At 45.9% G+C, this 15,047-nt stretch carries 12 protein-coding genes; 4 read left to right on the top strand and 8 right to left on the bottom strand.

What is annotated here, in order from left to right; all coding sequences use genetic code 11:
- Nucleotides 1-3 precede the first annotated feature (3 nt).
- Nucleotides 4-999, bottom strand: a complete 996-nt coding sequence (gene rtcA, locus V7O64_RS09795; protein WP_407355230.1) for an RNA 3'-terminal phosphate cyclase — start codon at nt 997-999, stop codon at nt 4-6.
- Nucleotides 996-2,366 (bottom strand): FAD-dependent oxidoreductase, encoded by a 1,371-nt coding sequence (locus V7O64_RS09800; protein WP_407355231.1) that lies wholly within the window; start codon nt 2,364-2,366, stop codon nt 996-998. Before V7O64_RS09800 ends, rtcA begins: the two co-directional genes overlap by 4 nt.
- A gap of 632 nt (nt 2,367-2,998) precedes the next feature.
- Between V7O64_RS09800 and dnaG the strand changes: the two genes are divergently transcribed.
- Together dnaG and V7O64_RS09810 are read left to right on the top strand one after the other, a co-directional pair.
- A complete protein-coding gene (dnaG, locus tag V7O64_RS09805; protein WP_407355232.1) occupies nt 2,999-4,345 on the top strand; it encodes a DNA primase DnaG in 1,347 nt (448 codons plus the stop codon).
- Nucleotides 4,346-4,626: 281 nt separating this feature from the next.
- Nucleotides 4,627-4,911, top strand: a complete 285-nt coding sequence (locus tag V7O64_RS09810) for a UPF0058 family protein (protein ID WP_407355233.1) — start codon at nt 4,627-4,629, stop codon at nt 4,909-4,911.
- A 62-nt stretch (nt 4,912-4,973) separates the two neighbouring features.
- Here V7O64_RS09810 and rimI read toward each other — a convergent pair whose 3' ends face one another.
- A complete protein-coding gene (gene rimI / locus V7O64_RS09815) occupies nt 4,974-5,444 on the bottom strand; it encodes a ribosomal protein S18-alanine N-acetyltransferase (protein WP_407355234.1) in 471 nt (156 codons plus the stop codon).
- Nucleotides 5,445-5,463: 19 nt separating this feature from the next.
- Nucleotides 5,464-7,308, bottom strand: coding sequence for an archaeosine synthase subunit alpha (gene arcS / locus V7O64_RS09820; protein WP_407355235.1), 1,845 nt, complete (start codon nt 7,306-7,308; stop codon nt 5,464-5,466).
- Between the two features lie 85 nt (nt 7,309-7,393).
- Between arcS and V7O64_RS09825 the strand changes: the two genes are divergently transcribed.
- Both V7O64_RS09825 and V7O64_RS09830 read left to right on the top strand, forming a co-directional pair.
- Nucleotides 7,394-8,776, top strand: a complete 1,383-nt coding sequence (locus V7O64_RS09825) for an FAD-binding oxidoreductase (RefSeq protein ID WP_407355236.1) — start codon at nt 7,394-7,396, stop codon at nt 8,774-8,776.
- Nucleotides 8,777-8,778: 2 nt separating this feature from the next.
- Nucleotides 8,779-9,837 carry a (Fe-S)-binding protein gene (locus V7O64_RS09830; protein ID WP_407355237.1) on the top strand — a complete coding sequence of 353 codons (1,059 nt, stop codon included), beginning with the start codon at nt 8,779-8,781 and terminating at the stop codon, nt 9,835-9,837.
- An 88-nt stretch (nt 9,838-9,925) separates the two neighbouring features.
- Here V7O64_RS09830 and V7O64_RS09835 read toward each other — a convergent pair whose 3' ends face one another.
- The 4 genes from V7O64_RS09835 to V7O64_RS09850 all read right to left on the bottom strand — a co-directional run bounded on the left by V7O64_RS09835 (nt 9,926) and on the right by V7O64_RS09850 (nt 14,917).
- Nucleotides 9,926-11,728 carry a YgiQ family radical SAM protein gene (locus tag V7O64_RS09835; RefSeq protein WP_407357317.1) on the bottom strand — a complete coding sequence of 601 codons (1,803 nt, stop codon included), beginning with the start codon at nt 11,726-11,728 and terminating at the stop codon, nt 9,926-9,928.
- A 74-nt stretch (nt 11,729-11,802) separates the two neighbouring features.
- Nucleotides 11,803-12,438 (bottom strand): MBL fold metallo-hydrolase, encoded by a 636-nt coding sequence (locus V7O64_RS09840; RefSeq protein WP_407355238.1) that lies wholly within the window; start codon nt 12,436-12,438, stop codon nt 11,803-11,805.
- Between the two features lie 57 nt (nt 12,439-12,495).
- The gene (locus V7O64_RS09845) at nt 12,496-13,254 is read right to left on the bottom strand and encodes a TatD family hydrolase (RefSeq protein WP_407355239.1); all 759 of its coding nucleotides are present in this window, start codon (nt 13,252-13,254) and stop codon (nt 12,496-12,498) included.
- A gap of 151 nt (nt 13,255-13,405) precedes the next feature.
- A complete protein-coding gene (locus tag V7O64_RS09850) occupies nt 13,406-14,917 on the bottom strand; it encodes a 2-isopropylmalate synthase (RefSeq protein WP_407357318.1) in 1,512 nt (503 codons plus the stop codon).
- Nucleotides 14,918-15,047 lie beyond the last annotated feature (130 nt).

Consider the following 15,047-nt stretch of genomic DNA (forward strand, 5'->3'; position numbering starts at 1 on the left):
TCCTTATCCCAGTGATACTTCCTCAAGCCCTCCAGTTTTGTTGATGCTGAACCGAACGTCCAGCAACTGTTCTGTTATGTGGATATTCGTAAGGCAATGCTCTGTAAGCACCCGTGTGGTGAACGTTCCTTCTCCGGCAAGTCCTATATAAGGTATGAGCTGGTCAGCAAGGTGGATGTCAACCGCTGCTTTGGATCGCATGTCATCGAGCAACATCTTTGCAGCTTCCATGCCTACTTTCTCAGCAGGGTGTCCTTTTTTTCCAATACTGACCGAACCGATGAGGTCAGACCACAGTGTGATGCCGCTTCCTGTGGAGATCAGATTCTTGGTTTCAAAGTCAATGTGTGTTTTGATCCCGTTCTTTTCAAGGAATGTTTTTGCACAATATGCCTGCCTCCGGGGTACATGCTCAGGCAGGTTTGAACAATGTGATATTCCGTATGCAGTACTGTTGCCGGGTTTGAAATCGAAAGCTTTCATTGCAGAGGGTCTTATCTCTATTTCTGCAATTCCTTTTCCCTTTGGATAGTAACCGCGATCTATAAGCCTGATACTTGCTTTGTATCCCATTTTAGAGAGGGCTTTCATTGTAACATTTGTCATGTAGTCTATTGAAGGTGACCATGAGACATCAGTTCCCCCGGTGATCCTCAGTTTTGTCTTTCCGCTTGAACAGGCAGCCATGGGCATGATAGATTGCATAAGCAAAGGAATACTCCCGGCAGTACCTATGGATATATCCTGTTCTACCCCCCTTATTTCCGATGGAGAAAAGCATATCTCTGTAGATCCGGGAAAAAGTCCCCTTACATTGGCATCACACATAAGGGCCATTGTCTGTATTGATCTGAGGTGCTGTGGCTTGAGTCCTTTCTGCGGACGATTGCAACGTATGTTCCTGATGATTATGTTTTCCCCGATTATGGCCGAGAGGGCAATGGATGTCCTGAGTATCTGCCCTCCTCCTTCTCCGTATGAACCGTCTATTTCTATCATGTCTTTGAGTTGCGCATCTTTTTCAGTGCACCTTTTGCAGCAAAGACCACCGGGTCTGTCAGCATTGCAACCGGAGGAGCATAACAGGTTTCGATGTTTGCCAGCTCATCTGCAGTCATCCTCTTTTTGATGGCAAGGGTAAGGGCATCTATACGTTCTTTTACCCCTTCTCCTCCCACGACCTGTGCTCCTGCAAGATATCTGTCGCTGAATATGAGTTTTATGTAAAGCTTGCTTCCTCCTGGGTAATAATCCGCTCTTGTGGAACCTGTGGCAATACCTGTTACTATTTTCATGCCATTTTCTATTGCTTCTTTTGAGGTGATGCCTGTAGTTCCCGCCTGTATATCTCCGATAACGGCTACCCATGGATTCAGTATCGGGCCAAATTTTGCAGACTCTGAGATAAGGTTTGCGGTTATAGTGCCTGCCATCCTTCTTGCAGTGCTTGCTACCTGGCTTAAGATCGCTTTGCCTGTGATAAGCCCATGTACTTCTACACACTCACCACCGCAATAGATGTCAGGGTCGTATCTGCCTCCTACAGAAGGATTCAGATATTCATTGACAATGATCCCTCCTGTTATGCCAATATCCAGCCCTGCATCTGCTGCCAGCTCGTTTTCCGGTTCAACACCCGTTGCTATTATCACAACGTCGGCAGGGAAATCTGTTGAATCAACTGTAACAGATTCAGCATATTCTTCTCCATTGATGGAACGGGGCAAGTAGCCTGTAATTACCTTAACACCGAGGAATTCAAGATGCTCCCGGACAGGCTCTGCCATGTCAGGGTCGATGTTGCGGGAGAGGATCGATGAGCTTCTGTTGATAAGTGTTGTGTCTATTTTCCGGCCAGCAGCGGCAGCTGCAAGTTCGGCTCCAATGGACCCTCCGCCTATAATGACAACATTTGAAGCATTTGTGAATGCTTTTTCTATCATCATTGCATCGGAAAGTGTCCTTAAGGTGAACACGTTCTTAAGTGAGGTTCCTTTTATGTTCCCGGGTATCTTTGCTTTGCTGCCGGTAGCTATCACCAGTTTGTCGAAATGGTGGTTTTTCCCTGCGTAGCTTATGAAGTGTTCTTCAAGGTTGATTTTATTGACCTTGCTTTCCAGTTTCAGGTCGATTCCCATGTCCATGAAGAACTTCCTGTTTCTGAGTACGAGTGATCCGAGGTCCTTTATTTTCCCGCCTATGGCAAATGGCATGCCACACTGACTGTATGCAGTGTGACTGTCTGCAGAAAATACTGTTACTGAATAATCACTGTGACGCATAAGGCTTGTAGCAACTGCCATGCCTGTTGCACCACCGCCTATTATTATAACTTTTATGTTGTTATACACGTCTTTATCTTGCATGTTAGTTTAAAAGACGGTTTATGTATTAATCACCTTCCTCTGTCATTATTGGGACCTGATGTAAGTAAATCAACGTAGGTTGTGTTTTTCATTTTAAATACCCAACAAAATGTCAACCCATAAGTTTATAAAACTTTGAATTCTATTACTTAATGTAATCGTGGTTATATGATTACATCAATGATTGAAATTGAGATAATACAGATACTGTGAACAAAGGTATCTTCCAATAATACAAATATAGTTTAGTCATCCGTAATCACTACAGATTCAAATAGGGATCATCAGTCGATAAAATACTCGTAATATCATCAAAAACTTAGCAGGTCAAAAGCCATATGTATTCAATGAGGGATTTGGAAACACTGCTTATTGACCAGGTCAGGAAGAAAGTTCAATAGCTTATTGCATTTTGTGCAGAGTGCAAAGTTACTGCTGTTCTCAGCTTGGCGTTGGTTAGTATCAAGTAGAGATCTTCACGTTTATTCATTGAAGTTTAGGTATGGTCGTTCTTTGACATGGTTGTCCTTTTGATTTGCTGACCCTTTTTGTCTCTGCAAATCTGCTCTGCTATTTTTGTATTATGAATGTTCCCGGTGTCTTCATTAAAGCTGAATTAGGAGAGTCATTATATGCAAAATGCAGATACCACTAAATACATAATTCATTCAAAAATAAGTGCAGATGGAATCATAGAACGTCCGGATATAGTCGGGGCGATCTTTGGACAGACCGAAGGGTTGCTTGGCTCTGACCTTGATCTTCGTGACCTTCAGAAAACAGGACGTATAGGAAGGATCGAGGTCGTTGTAAATGCCAAAGCTGGTAAGACCAAAGGTACCATCCTTATTCCTTCAAGCCTTGATAAGGTAGAGACTTCCATACTGGCCGCATCGCTGGAAACCATCGACAGGGTAGGTCCGTGCAGTGCAAAGATAGAGATCACCCATATCGAGGATGTCCGGGCAACAAAGCGCCAGCAGATAATTGAAAGGGCAAAGTTCATTTTCAGGGGCATGTTCGACGAGAATCTCCCTGAGTCCCAGGAAATAGCTGACGAGGTACGCCAGTCCGTAAGGGTTGAGGAGATGCAGTATTTCGGAAAGAACAAGATCCCGTGTGGTCCGGCTATATTCGATTCCGATGCAATTATTGTCGTAGAAGGCCGTGCGGATGTCCTGAATCTCCTGAAGTACGGTATAAAGAACACTATTTGTGTAGGCGGTACCAATGTACCTCCCGAAGTTGCCGAGCTGACTAAGAAAAAGGATACTGTGACAGCCTTTACAGATGGTGATCGTGGAGGAGAACTTATAATAAAGGAACTGGTCCAGATCGCCAATGTGGACTTCATTGCAAGAGCCCCTGACGGCAAGAGTGTTGAGGATCTGGTGCAAAAAGAGATTGTCAGGTCTCTCAGACAAAAGGTTCCTGTTGAGCAGGTAATCGATAAATATGTTATCAGGGACCAGGCTGCTCCTTCTGACAATGGTCGTATCTCACGTGTTACCAAACGTAAGGAAAGAAGACCTGCTCCTGATGTAAAACGTGTTGGAGCTTCTCAGGTACCAAGGCCTTCCCGGGAACCACGTGCAAGGGATAACAGAAAAAATGAACCACGCGAAGAGAGGGAAGAAGAACCACAGACAGAGCAGGCGGTTGTTCCGAAGAGCAAGATACCATCATCTCCTGAGAACAAGAGGTTCAAAGGCCATGCTACGGACCTGATAGGTACGTTCAGTGCCAGGTTCCTTGATGGTGAGGACAATGTCGTCAATGAGACAGCGGTTCGTGACCTTGTAAGTACTCTTAAAGATTACGAGGCTGAGGTCAAAACAGTTGTTTTTGATGGTGTGGTCACACAAAGGATACTTGACATTGCAGCAGACAAGGGTATTGAGTGTCTGATCGGTGCAAAGGTGGGCAGTGTTACAAAGAGGCCTGCCTCTGTGAAGGTGTTCACTGCAGCTTCACTGTGAGTGACACTTAATTTTGTGTACTGTGCTTGCGCACAGTATATATATTATCTATTTTTTATTGTATTTATTTTTGCAAGTTCTTATTTTGTTTATCTGTTTGATAGGTATATCATCATGATTATTCGTGACAATAATACCACAATATTAATATACAATGTATTAGGAATCCATTTCCGTGGGAAATGCCTTTATTTTGAAATTAACCAACTAGCATTAGTGCATTATTTTAAAAGTGCACAGGAAATAAACAATAATTCAATTTTACGCAAAGGTTGGTTGGTATGCATAAAGATGAGTTGATACAACTGCACACATTGATGGCACAGATTAAAAAACACTTTGAACATATGGGAATGGGTAATTCCTTCCATGGGTACGATTCTCTGTCCATCAGTCCCTTACATGTGCACAGGAGCAAAGCTGAGCACAAACATGCAATATTCGTGCTTGGAAATGATATCGCATCAGCGTTATCACAGGATGATATCTCCGGAATAGGCAGGACTTCGGCAAGGATGCAGGAGCTTGCGGTTCGTGCAAGTGGTCAGCTGGCAAACACGAATTAGATTAGATATATCAGATATGATCATGAACACTGAACTTGTGTTTCCCTGACGGTAACACAGGTTTACTTGTGTTCCCAGGGGAGAATACGGGTAAATGGAGTAAGACGTCTTTTCATGATAATTCCGTCTTCCCCATCGGAGTAGTAGCTATGCTCTATCCAGCAGGGAATGAAGTCCTGCCTTTTATAGAATTCCCGGGCCCTGTGATTGCTCAATCTGACCTCAAGGCTTGCATATTGCAGGAATTTCCCAAAGAATACTGAAAGAATAGCTTCCATAAGCTTTGTTCCAATTCCCATACTCCGGAATCCATCTCTTACAGCCAGTGAGAATATCCTCCCTTCACTTAGGGATAACTGGTAACCCACAACAAAACCTACGATGTATTCGTTGTGTTCTGCAACGAAGAATCCTTCGTTGTTCATTTCATAGAAATTCATGTACAGGAACGGGTTATGTTCCGAAAATGCATCTGATTCTATTTCAAGAACCTCCTCAAAATCCGAAGGTTCAAAGTTCCTGACAATGATCATCTCAAAACCACAATATCATTTATCCTTCTATCTTTATGACATGACGCAGGTCTACAGCAACTCCGCGTGTGGACCTTTTCATCTCGTCGCCACTCATGTTAGCCCTTCCAACGGCAATTGCGTTCTTTCCACTGACCAGCACTTCATCGTTTGGCCTTATCAGTGGATCTGCATCCACTACCCCGGGTGCAAGAAGTGAGCCCCTGGGGACGAAATCATCAATCTCTACAATATATTTTCCTTGTCCTATCAGGGCTTTGGCTCCGTCGATGGTGATGGCAAGGGTGCCGTACTGAGGTATCAGAGTTACAAGTTGTTTCTTTCCAACGAAAACCTGATGCTTCGGGAATGGTCCCCTGATGGTCGAATCATCAGGTACGAGTCTCTCTCCTGTACCTTTACCAAACTGGAAGTCAGCCACAGCCTTCATCAAGTCTTTCTGGGTCTGTTCATGACTGCGTTTTCTTCCGGTGGAGAGTGCTGATACGGTTTCACTGAGTTTTTTCAGTGACTCCTGTGAAGTTACATTTCCAAGGCTTGTATATATCATACTAATGCCAATCCTGGTTGCCACCATTTCACATATCTGGCGGTATGCATCCTCCACATGTGCAACAATGGCCGTATACCGGTGTTGTGAAAGATAGTTTTCAAGGCATGCTGAAACCCACTCCTTTTCTTCTGCATCCCAGTGTCCTGTCACGGTGGTATCATAGTGTGCAGCAGGGTATGTCAATTCAAGCTCCCTTGGTACTATTCCAAGAGGCGATGTTATAATGACTTCATGTACATATTTACGGTTCTTGCCAAGAGCATTGATGAATTTCCAGTGGGAGTTGGATGTTGAATACGGCTTCTTTGCAGAACAAGGTAATAGAAGCAGTATATCCGCGTGGGGAGGAGTGTATCTTTCCTGTATCCTCCTTGCAAATCTGACTATCTCCACCCTGTTCTGCGATTCACTGCAGGTTGCTATGAGTTCGTTGTTCCTTGCAATGGGGCTTTTACTTTCCATGTAATCGTATTCTGCATCTGAAAGTCTTAAGAGGGCAGTTAACCAGGGATGGACCCTGCATTGTCCCTCTGCATATTCACGCAACATTCCTCTACGTATCTTTTCCCTGACAAGGGCTGCTTCAGCTTCAATAGCGTTGATATTGTGCTGTTCAAGGAGCATTGCCCGGCTCTTTCTATCCATTGCCATCATACTGGCAGGATCGGTTGATGAACATGCGTTGCACCTGCAGGGTAACTCTGCCAGCGAATCAAGGTGAAACTTTCCTGCAGTAGTTAGATATATGTCGCTGTATGCCGCAGTTATTGCCCTTGTGCTGTCAAAGACATCGATACCGAGATATGCCAGCATAGCAAGGTTCTCGGGAGTGCAGATATTTGGTGCATAGATGGCTGCATCAGGAGATATCTCTCTTCTCATCCCGGTCAGTGTGCTCAGGAAAAGCCTTGCGTTATTCTCTAAACAACCGGCACCCTCCATGACATAGAGGTCATGTTCCTTTACTTTCTGTCCGCTGATGCAGACTGTTCCTGTAGCACCGACACTTTCAAATTCTGAGCTTTCTGCAGACCTCGGGGCAATTTCATGGGGTGCATCAGGTGTAAGGTCCTGATGGGGAAGTATAATGATAGCATCTTCCCCGGCAATTTTTCTTAATTCCCGCAGGTGTTCTTCTGCCTTTTCAAACGTTCCGTATTTCCAGAGAGAGCCACCGTCTATTATAGGACTTTGCGGGGAACTAAGGCTTCTTGTATCTATTATATAAGGCGTTCTGATGGTCTGCTTCAGGAGAAGTTTTCCTATCCTTGCAGCACCGTCACGTTGCTGAACCTCAAAGTATCGTGTCATTGCTGCTTAATAGTTGTAGTCAGATGTAAATGTTTGCCTTCACCAAAAAGTATAAATCTTACTATCTCACTTAAAAAACGATTCCATGCAAAAATCAGATTTACTTGAAAACCTGCAGGAAATAGTGGGAAAGGAAAGGGTTTCCGCTTCAGCTGCAGAGCTTTATTGTTATTCATGTGATGCTTCCCAGGTAAGGGGAATGCCTGATATTGTTGTCAGGCCTGTAAGTACCGGACAGGTCTCAAAGATACTCCGGTTTGCCTATGAGAATGAGATCCCTGTTACTCCAAGAGGTGCGGGCACAGGACTTGCAGGGGGTTGTGTTCCGGTAGAAGGGGGCATTGTTCTTGACATGTCCTCAATGAACAGACTACTGGAGATGGATCTGGATAATCTCCAGGTTGTAGTTGAGCCTGGTATCGTCCAGGAAAAATTGAATGATGTACTTGCACCATATGGTTTCTTCTTCCCTCCTGACCCGGGAAGTTCTGCAATGTGCACACTTGGCGGGCTTATAGCCAATAATGGCAGTGGGATGCGTTCAGTCAAATATGGGACCACCAGGAACTACGTGCTGGGACTTGAGGTGGTACTTGCGGATGGTACGGTGATAAATACCGGTTCCAAGACCTCCAAATCTGTGGCAGGATATTCTCTGACCGATTTGTTCGTTGGTTCGGAAGGTACCCTCGGTATCATCACGGGGGCTATTCTGAAGGTAAGGGCACTTCCAAAAGAGCGTTCTGTACTGCTTGCATCTTTTGAGGATCCTGAACTTGCAGGCAAAGCGGTGGTCAAGGTGCTCTCCAGCGGAATAATTCCTTCGGCATGTGAGATCCTGGACCGCAACATCATTGAGGCCATAAATACCTACGATCCTAATATCGGTCTTCCCAGGGCAGGTGCTATTCTCATGTTCGAGGTGGACGGTACGCAGAACACAGTTCGTGAAGGCATAGAAATGGTAAAAGATGCTTGCAGTTCACTTGCGACCAGTATCAGGGCTGCATCTGACAAAAAGGAAAGGGATGAGATATGGGCTGCAAGAAGGCTTGTGGGTGCAGCAGTTTCCAGGCTCGACCCTCTTCGTACCAGGGTTTATGTGGGTGAGGACATAGGCGTTCCTATTAAGGAACTTCCCGGGATGCTACATAAGGTCAGTGAGATCTCAAAGGAATTCTCCATGCCGATAATGACCTATGGTCACATAGGTGATGGAAACCTTCATACCGGCATGTGTATCGATATGCTTGACGAAAAGGAATGGGATAAGCTTAACAGGGCGGCAGATAAGATACACCGCACTGCCATAGAGGTCGGCGGAACAGTTACTGCTGAGCATGGTGTTGGCAGTGCCAGGGCGGAATACATGGGACTTGAACTTGGAAGGGGCCTTGATGTTATGATACTGATAAAGAAAGCTCTTGATCCCAGGGGCATACTTAATCCGGGGAAGATGGGAGTATGAGAATGAACAACTCTGATATGCGTTCAATACTCAAATGTGTCCGTTGCGGTACATGTCGCTCTATATGCCCTGTCTTTGATGTTGTTGGCTGGGAATCGGCCAGTTCCCGCGGACGAATGCTGGTGGCCCACGGTGTTTCCCAGGGCATGGATGTAGATAATGGCGTATTTGACAGCCTGAACACCTGTACCACCTGTGGGCTATGTGAGCAGATGTGTCCTTCCGGTGCATCTCCTGTTAAGGTCATAGAGAATGTACGGCATCAACTTGTTCTCCAGGGTAAGATGACCGGGGCACAAAAATCATTGCGCAGCGAAGCTATTGGAAAAGGCAATCCTCTTGGTGAGACCAAAGAGAGGATGGCATGGCTTGGTGACTGTGGAAAGGATATTGCAAAAACGGCAGATTATGTGTTCTTTGCAGGTTGCCTGGGCTCATACAGGTATCCTGAACTCACAAAAAGGACCTTTGACATATTGAAGGGTTTTGGTGTCACCGTACTGGAAGAAGAGGTATGTTGCGGGTCCCCGCTTCTGAGGACAGGTTCTGATCCTTCTGAACTCATCTCTAAGAACCTTGAGCAGATAAAAAAGACCGGTGCCCACACTATAATCACCGGCTGTGCAGGGTGTTACACTGCACTTAAGAACGATTATCCGGGAAATCTGGATGTTGTCCACGTAACAGAGTTCCTGGCCGACCGCCTGGCTGAGCTGGACCTGAAAAAGCTGGACCTTAAAGTTACCTATCATGACCCCTGCCACCTGGGCAGGTGCAATGGTGTGTTCGATGCCCCCCGCCAGATAATAAGGTCAGTCTGCGACCTTGAGGAAATGAAGAATAACAGGGAAAAATCCAAATGTTGTGGTGCAGGTGGCGGAGTGCTTAAAGGTTATCCTGAACTCTCCCTTGATATTTCAAAGAAAAGACTTGAGGAGATTCCCAAAGATGTGGATTATCTTGTAACTGCATGTCCTCTGTGTCGCACAAACCTCAAACGCGGCGGTCCGGAGGTTGAAGTGCTGGATATCATCGACTTGCTGGAGAAGGCTATGGGATAATTTCCACCTTTCAGGAATATCCTTTACAAAGAAAAGCATATTCTGATGTTCTTAAATCTTCTTAAAAGTTAACGATCTTATCCGGGAGTTACCATCCGTTCTTTCCTCCTTTTTTCCGGCCTATCAGGCAGTTCCAGGAATTACCGGCAAGGTCAAGGCGGTTGGCACGTTTCAGGCCTTCATAGACAAGATTATGATTTGAAGGTTCCTTGTAATGCAGCATTGCCCGCTGAATGCTCTTCTCCTTCTGGGAGGTTGCCACATATACCTTCTTACCGGTGAAAGGGTCTGTTCCTGTGTGGAACATGCAGGTTGCCGCAGTCATGGGTGTGGGTGTGAAATCCTGTACCTGTCTTGTGTACCTTCCGGTATCTCTGATGTATTCAGCGGTCTCTATCATATCACCGAGGGTGCATCCGGGATGACCTGACATCAAAAAAGCCACAAGGTACTGGTCCTTGCCAACCTTTTTGTTGATGTCTGTGAACTTCTGCTCAAACCGTTCAAATACCTCCCTGCCAGGCTTCTTCATGACACTGGTGACACTGTTACAATAGTGCTCAGGTGCGACCTTCAGTTGTCCGCTGATGTGGTGGGCACATAGCTCTTCCATGTATTCCTCATCAAGCAGTGCAAGGTCATAGCGAACTCCGTAACCTACAAAGACCTTTGATATTCCGGGCAGTTCCCTGAGCCTGCGCATAAGTTCAATTAGTTTCTTGTGACTTGTGTCAAGGGAAGGGCAGGCATCGGGATGAATGCATACCTTGTTTTTGCACACTCCTTTTTTCTCCCATTTACTGCACTCCATCCCGTACATATTGGCCGAAGGGCCTCCGAGTCCGTTGATAGTACCTTTGAATCCCCTGATATTCCTGAAGCCTTCAGCTTCCATAAGTATGGATCCTATACTTCTGCTGCGTATCATTCTTCCCTGATGCAGGGCGATCGCGCAGAAAGAACATGCACCGAAACAGCCTCTGTGGGTGTTGATAGAGAACTTTACCATATCAAGTGCCGGTACAGGTTCGTTGTAAGAAGGATGCGTCTCCCGGGTATATGGGAGTTCATATACATGATCCAGCTCTTCAGTTGTGAGAGGCCGCATGGGTCTGTTCTGGACTATCACGGTCTTGGGATGGACCTGTACGATGCAATGGCCTCTTATATGGTCCTGTTCTTCATAGATGATCCTGAATGCATTTGCATAAAGCTCTTTACTCTTTGAGACTTCGGTATATGGTGGTATCTCTATGCACTCCCCCAGGGTGTCCTCCTTTTTCTCTTTCCAGCTTCTGATGTCCATTTTCCAGACCGTGCCATCAATGTCATTAATACCGGAGATTGCTTTTCCTTTGTTGAGCCTGTCTGCGATCTCAAGTATCTGGAGCTCTCCCATGCCGTATACAATAAGGTCTGCAGGCGAGTCTGCAAGGATGGACTGGCGCACTTTGTCTGACCAGTAGTCATATTGTGCAAAGCGGCGCAGGGAAGCTTCAATTCCTCCGATAACCTGGGGTACGTCAGGAAATGCTTCTCTAAGGCGGTTTGAATAAACGATCACTGCCCTGTTCGGCCGAAGTCCTGTTTTGTTCCCGGGTGAGTATACATCCTCGTGCCGCAATCTCTTTGAAGGGGTATAGTTGCTGACCATTGAGTCCGTGTTCCCGGCACTTATGGCAAAGAAAAGACGTGGCTTGCCTAGTTTTTTGAAGTCATCTGTGTTATCCCATCCGGGTTGTGCAATGACCCCTACTCTGTAACCTGCATCTTCAAGCACCCTGGCTATGATGCTTGTTCCAAAACCAGGATGATCTACATAGGCATCGCCTGTCACTATTATGATATCAAGTTCGTTCCAGCCTTTCTCATTTGCTTCCTTTGTACTCATTGGAAGGAAGTCTGTGGAAGGATTCTTCCTTTTTCCTTTCTTGTTTTTCATGTTTGATCCTGGGTTGTGACATTTCAGAATATGCCTTTTGACATGCGCAGGGATAGTTCTATCTGTCTGTTAACATCATTGGAGCTTACTTCTCCATGTCCCGGGTAGAGTGTCCTGACGTCAAGCTTTACAAGCTTGCCGATGGATTCTGTAAGCTGTGGGCGGCTGCCACCTTCAAAATCAGTGCGTCCTATGCTTCCGCCAGGGAATACTGTGTCTCCTGAGAAAAGACTCTTCGACTGTGCTTCATAGAGGCAGATGCCTCCAGGAGTATGCCCGGGTGTGTGGATCACCTCCAGCTCTTCATCATTGCCAATGTCTATCCTGTCACCTTCATTTAGGAGGATGTCAGGTTCGATGGCCGGGGCTTTGTATCCGAACAGTGAGGCTGCGCTGACATTGTCATTTTTTAGAAGAGCCGCGTCATTGTTATGAATAGCTATCTTTGCACCGCTAAGGCGTGATATTTCCAGAGCCGATGCGGTATGATCATAATGGCAATGGGTGAGTATTACCAGTTCAAGGTCCTTTAATTCTATGCTTTTAGCTATTTCCTCTAACAGTCCTTTTGTGTTCATACCGGTGTCCACCAGCACCTTCCCGTTTATGAGGTATGAGTTTGCATCGTAAAGAGCGGTATTGATATGTCTGACCTGCATGTTTATTCTCCCTGAAAAAAAGATCTATCGGAATAAAGAATTACCTGAATGATTATTTTAGAGATGAAATGCCCTGCGGGTATTTTTCATTGTCGCCATGGCTATTTCTTTCTCCTCCATTTCCTTAAGACTGGCGATAACAGGTACGGAATCAAGTACGAATGCAGGTTCGTTCCTGCCTTTCCTTGGTGACAGGAACGGACTGTCTGTCTCTATGAGCATGTTCTCCAGGGGCAGCTTCTGTGCTATTCTTTTGTGGTGTTGGGAGAAGCAGACCAGCGTTGGCACTGATATGTAGTGTCCTGCGTCAAGGATACTCTGCATGGTCTCAAGTGATCCTCCATAGCAATGAAAGATCACCCTGTCAAGATCCCTGCTCATTTCATGTGCCATCTCCTCGCCATCCCTGCCATGTATCACCAGGGTCTTATTGTACCTGTCTGCTATTTCAATGACCTGCCTGAACACTTCTTTCTGCCTTTCCCTGCCTGCATCCTTTGTGCAATAGTAAAAATCAAGTCCTGCCTCTCCTATTCCTACAGCCCTTTCAATGTTGCGCTCCATCTGGGACAGTATCTGTTTTATCTTTTCATCATTTGCATCAGGCACCATCTGGGGACTAAGGCCCAGGGTTGCATGGATGAAATCGTACTTTCTGGAAAGCTCAAGGGAATCAGCATTCGTTCTGTAGTCAATGCCGGAGTTTATCATTGCCACTACACCACTGTTCCTGGCCCTTTCGATCGTTTCATGCCTGTCCTTGTTGAATTTTGAGAAATCAAGGTGGCAATGGGCATCTATTACTTCATATTCCATGTGTTCACATTCGGGTTTTATTATATAGGAATTGTAGTATTGCAGTATTAACAAGTCTGAAGGAAAGTTTTTCGAATATAGTGTCTGAACCAGAAAACCGAAGAACCGCAGATAAAGGCAGGTTGTTACGGTTCTGCGATCTTGGTTATTTTTATTGCATACTCCATAGTTTCTTCTTTTCAAGGAGTATGTTGATGGCTGTGATAAGTGCGTCAACGGATGCAGTGGCAATGTCCGCACTTGCGGATTGCGCACTGACCACTCTGCCGTCCTCATCTTCCACGGAGATTGTCACTTCTGCAAGTGCATCACTTCCGCCGGTTATTGCCTCAAGGCTGAAATCCCGCACCTTTACTTTGGTGTAATTGCCTATCATCAGTTCCACTGCTTTAAGGGCAGCGTCGATAGGTCCTACGCCGTAGTTCGATGCAACGGCTTCTTCATTTCCAATCTTTGCCCTGACAACAGCTGTCGGGGTTGTAAGGTTGCCTGTCATTACCGAGAATTCCTTGAGTATTATGGTCTCGTTGCCCAGGTTGCGGCCAAGTACGGCAGATGCTACGGCATGGAGATCTGCGTCACATATGCGTTTGCCTTTATTGGCTATGTCCTTGATCCTTATCAGTATTTCATCCAGCTGTTCTTCGTTGGTCTCGATACCCATATCTTCGAGTGATTTCTTTACGGCATGCCTGCCCGCATGTTTTCCGAGCACTATGCGGCGCCTGTGGCCCACCATTTCAGGGGTCATGATGCCGGGCTCGAAAGTATCGGATTTTTCGAGTACTCCATGGGTGTGGATACCGGACTCGTGGGCAAATGCATTATCCCCTACTATGGGTGTGTTCGGAGGCATGTGAATGCCTGTGAAACCTTCAACCATCCTGGCGGTCTCAAGCAGGTACTCTGTCTTGATGTTCGTCTTCGCACCATATATGGAATGCAGGCACATGACCACTTCTGCAAGGTTTGCATTACCTGCACGCTCTCCGATACCATTGACAGTGACCTGTATCTGGCTGGCACCGGCCTCTGCTGCCATGATGCTGTTTGCAACAGCTATCCCGAAATCGTTGTGGCAATGTACATCTATGGGTATGTTCACATGATAGTTGATGTTCTTTACGAGTTCGTACATTGATGATGGTGACATAACACCGACTGTATCAGGTACGTTTACTATGTCGCAACCTGCGGATTCTACAGCTTTGTATACGTCTATCAGATAGTCAAGGTCGGTCCTGGTGGCATCCATGGCAGAGAACATGCACTTAGCTCCATGATCTTTGATGTACTCCACAGCGTCAACTGCCATTGTAAGGACTTCCTCCCGGCTCTTCTTGATAGTGTGTATCCTCTGGATGTCAGAGGTTGACACAAAGGTGTGTACCATATCAACATTACAATCTATACATGCATCCAGATCTCTGGTAAGGACGCGGGCAAGACCACAGACATCCAGACTCAGACCTTCGCTGGCTATGGCTCTTACATTTTGCTTTTCGCCTTCTGATGAGACCGGGAAACCAGCTTCGAGCACATCAACGCCAAGTTTGTCCAGCTGGCGTGCAATCTTGAGTTTTTGCTCGTTGGTCAGTGATACGCCGGGTGTCTGTTCCCCGTCGCGCAGTGTAGTGTCAAAAATAGTCTTGTGTGTGTTTATAAGTGGTTTATCGCTGTAAAAAGCGATCCCTCAGTTCTACGGTTGGATTCATGTTAATCAATCCCGCCTTGTAACTTATGTTATAAATAATCTCCGTAGTTATTTGGGATTTATGTGATTTGTTCAATGT

The organism is Methanolobus sp. WCC5 (assembly GCF_045690325.1).
In the GTDB taxonomy this organism is placed as follows: Archaea; Halobacteriota; Methanosarcinia; order Methanosarcinales; family Methanosarcinaceae; genus Methanolobus.

Coding starts and splice junctions, on each gene's coding strand:
- rtcA (WP_407355230.1), bottom strand. CDS start 999: ATGATAGAAATAGACGGTTCATACGGAGAAGGAGGAGGGCAGATACTC.
- V7O64_RS09800 (WP_407355231.1), bottom strand. CDS start 2,366: ATGCAAGATAAAGACGTGTATAACAACATAAAAGTTATAATAATAGGC.
- dnaG (WP_407355232.1), top strand. CDS start 2,999: ATGCAAAATGCAGATACCACTAAATACATAATTCATTCAAAAATAAGT.
- V7O64_RS09810 (WP_407355233.1), top strand. CDS start 4,627: ATGCATAAAGATGAGTTGATACAACTGCACACATTGATGGCACAGATT.
- rimI (WP_407355234.1), bottom strand. CDS start 5,444: ATGATCATTGTCAGGAACTTTGAACCTTCGGATTTTGAGGAGGTTCTT.
- arcS (WP_407355235.1), bottom strand. CDS start 7,308: ATGACACGATACTTTGAGGTTCAGCAACGTGACGGTGCTGCAAGGATA.
- V7O64_RS09825 (WP_407355236.1), top strand. CDS start 7,394: ATGCAAAAATCAGATTTACTTGAAAACCTGCAGGAAATAGTGGGAAAG.
- V7O64_RS09830 (WP_407355237.1), top strand. CDS start 8,779: ATGAACAACTCTGATATGCGTTCAATACTCAAATGTGTCCGTTGCGGT.
- V7O64_RS09835 (WP_407357317.1), bottom strand. CDS start 11,728: ATGAGTACAAAGGAAGCAAATGAGAAAGGCTGGAACGAACTTGATATC.
- V7O64_RS09840 (WP_407355238.1), bottom strand. CDS start 12,438: ATGCAGGTCAGACATATCAATACCGCTCTTTACGATGCAAACTCATAC.
- V7O64_RS09845 (WP_407355239.1), bottom strand. CDS start 13,254: ATGGAATATGAAGTAATAGATGCCCATTGCCACCTTGATTTCTCAAAA.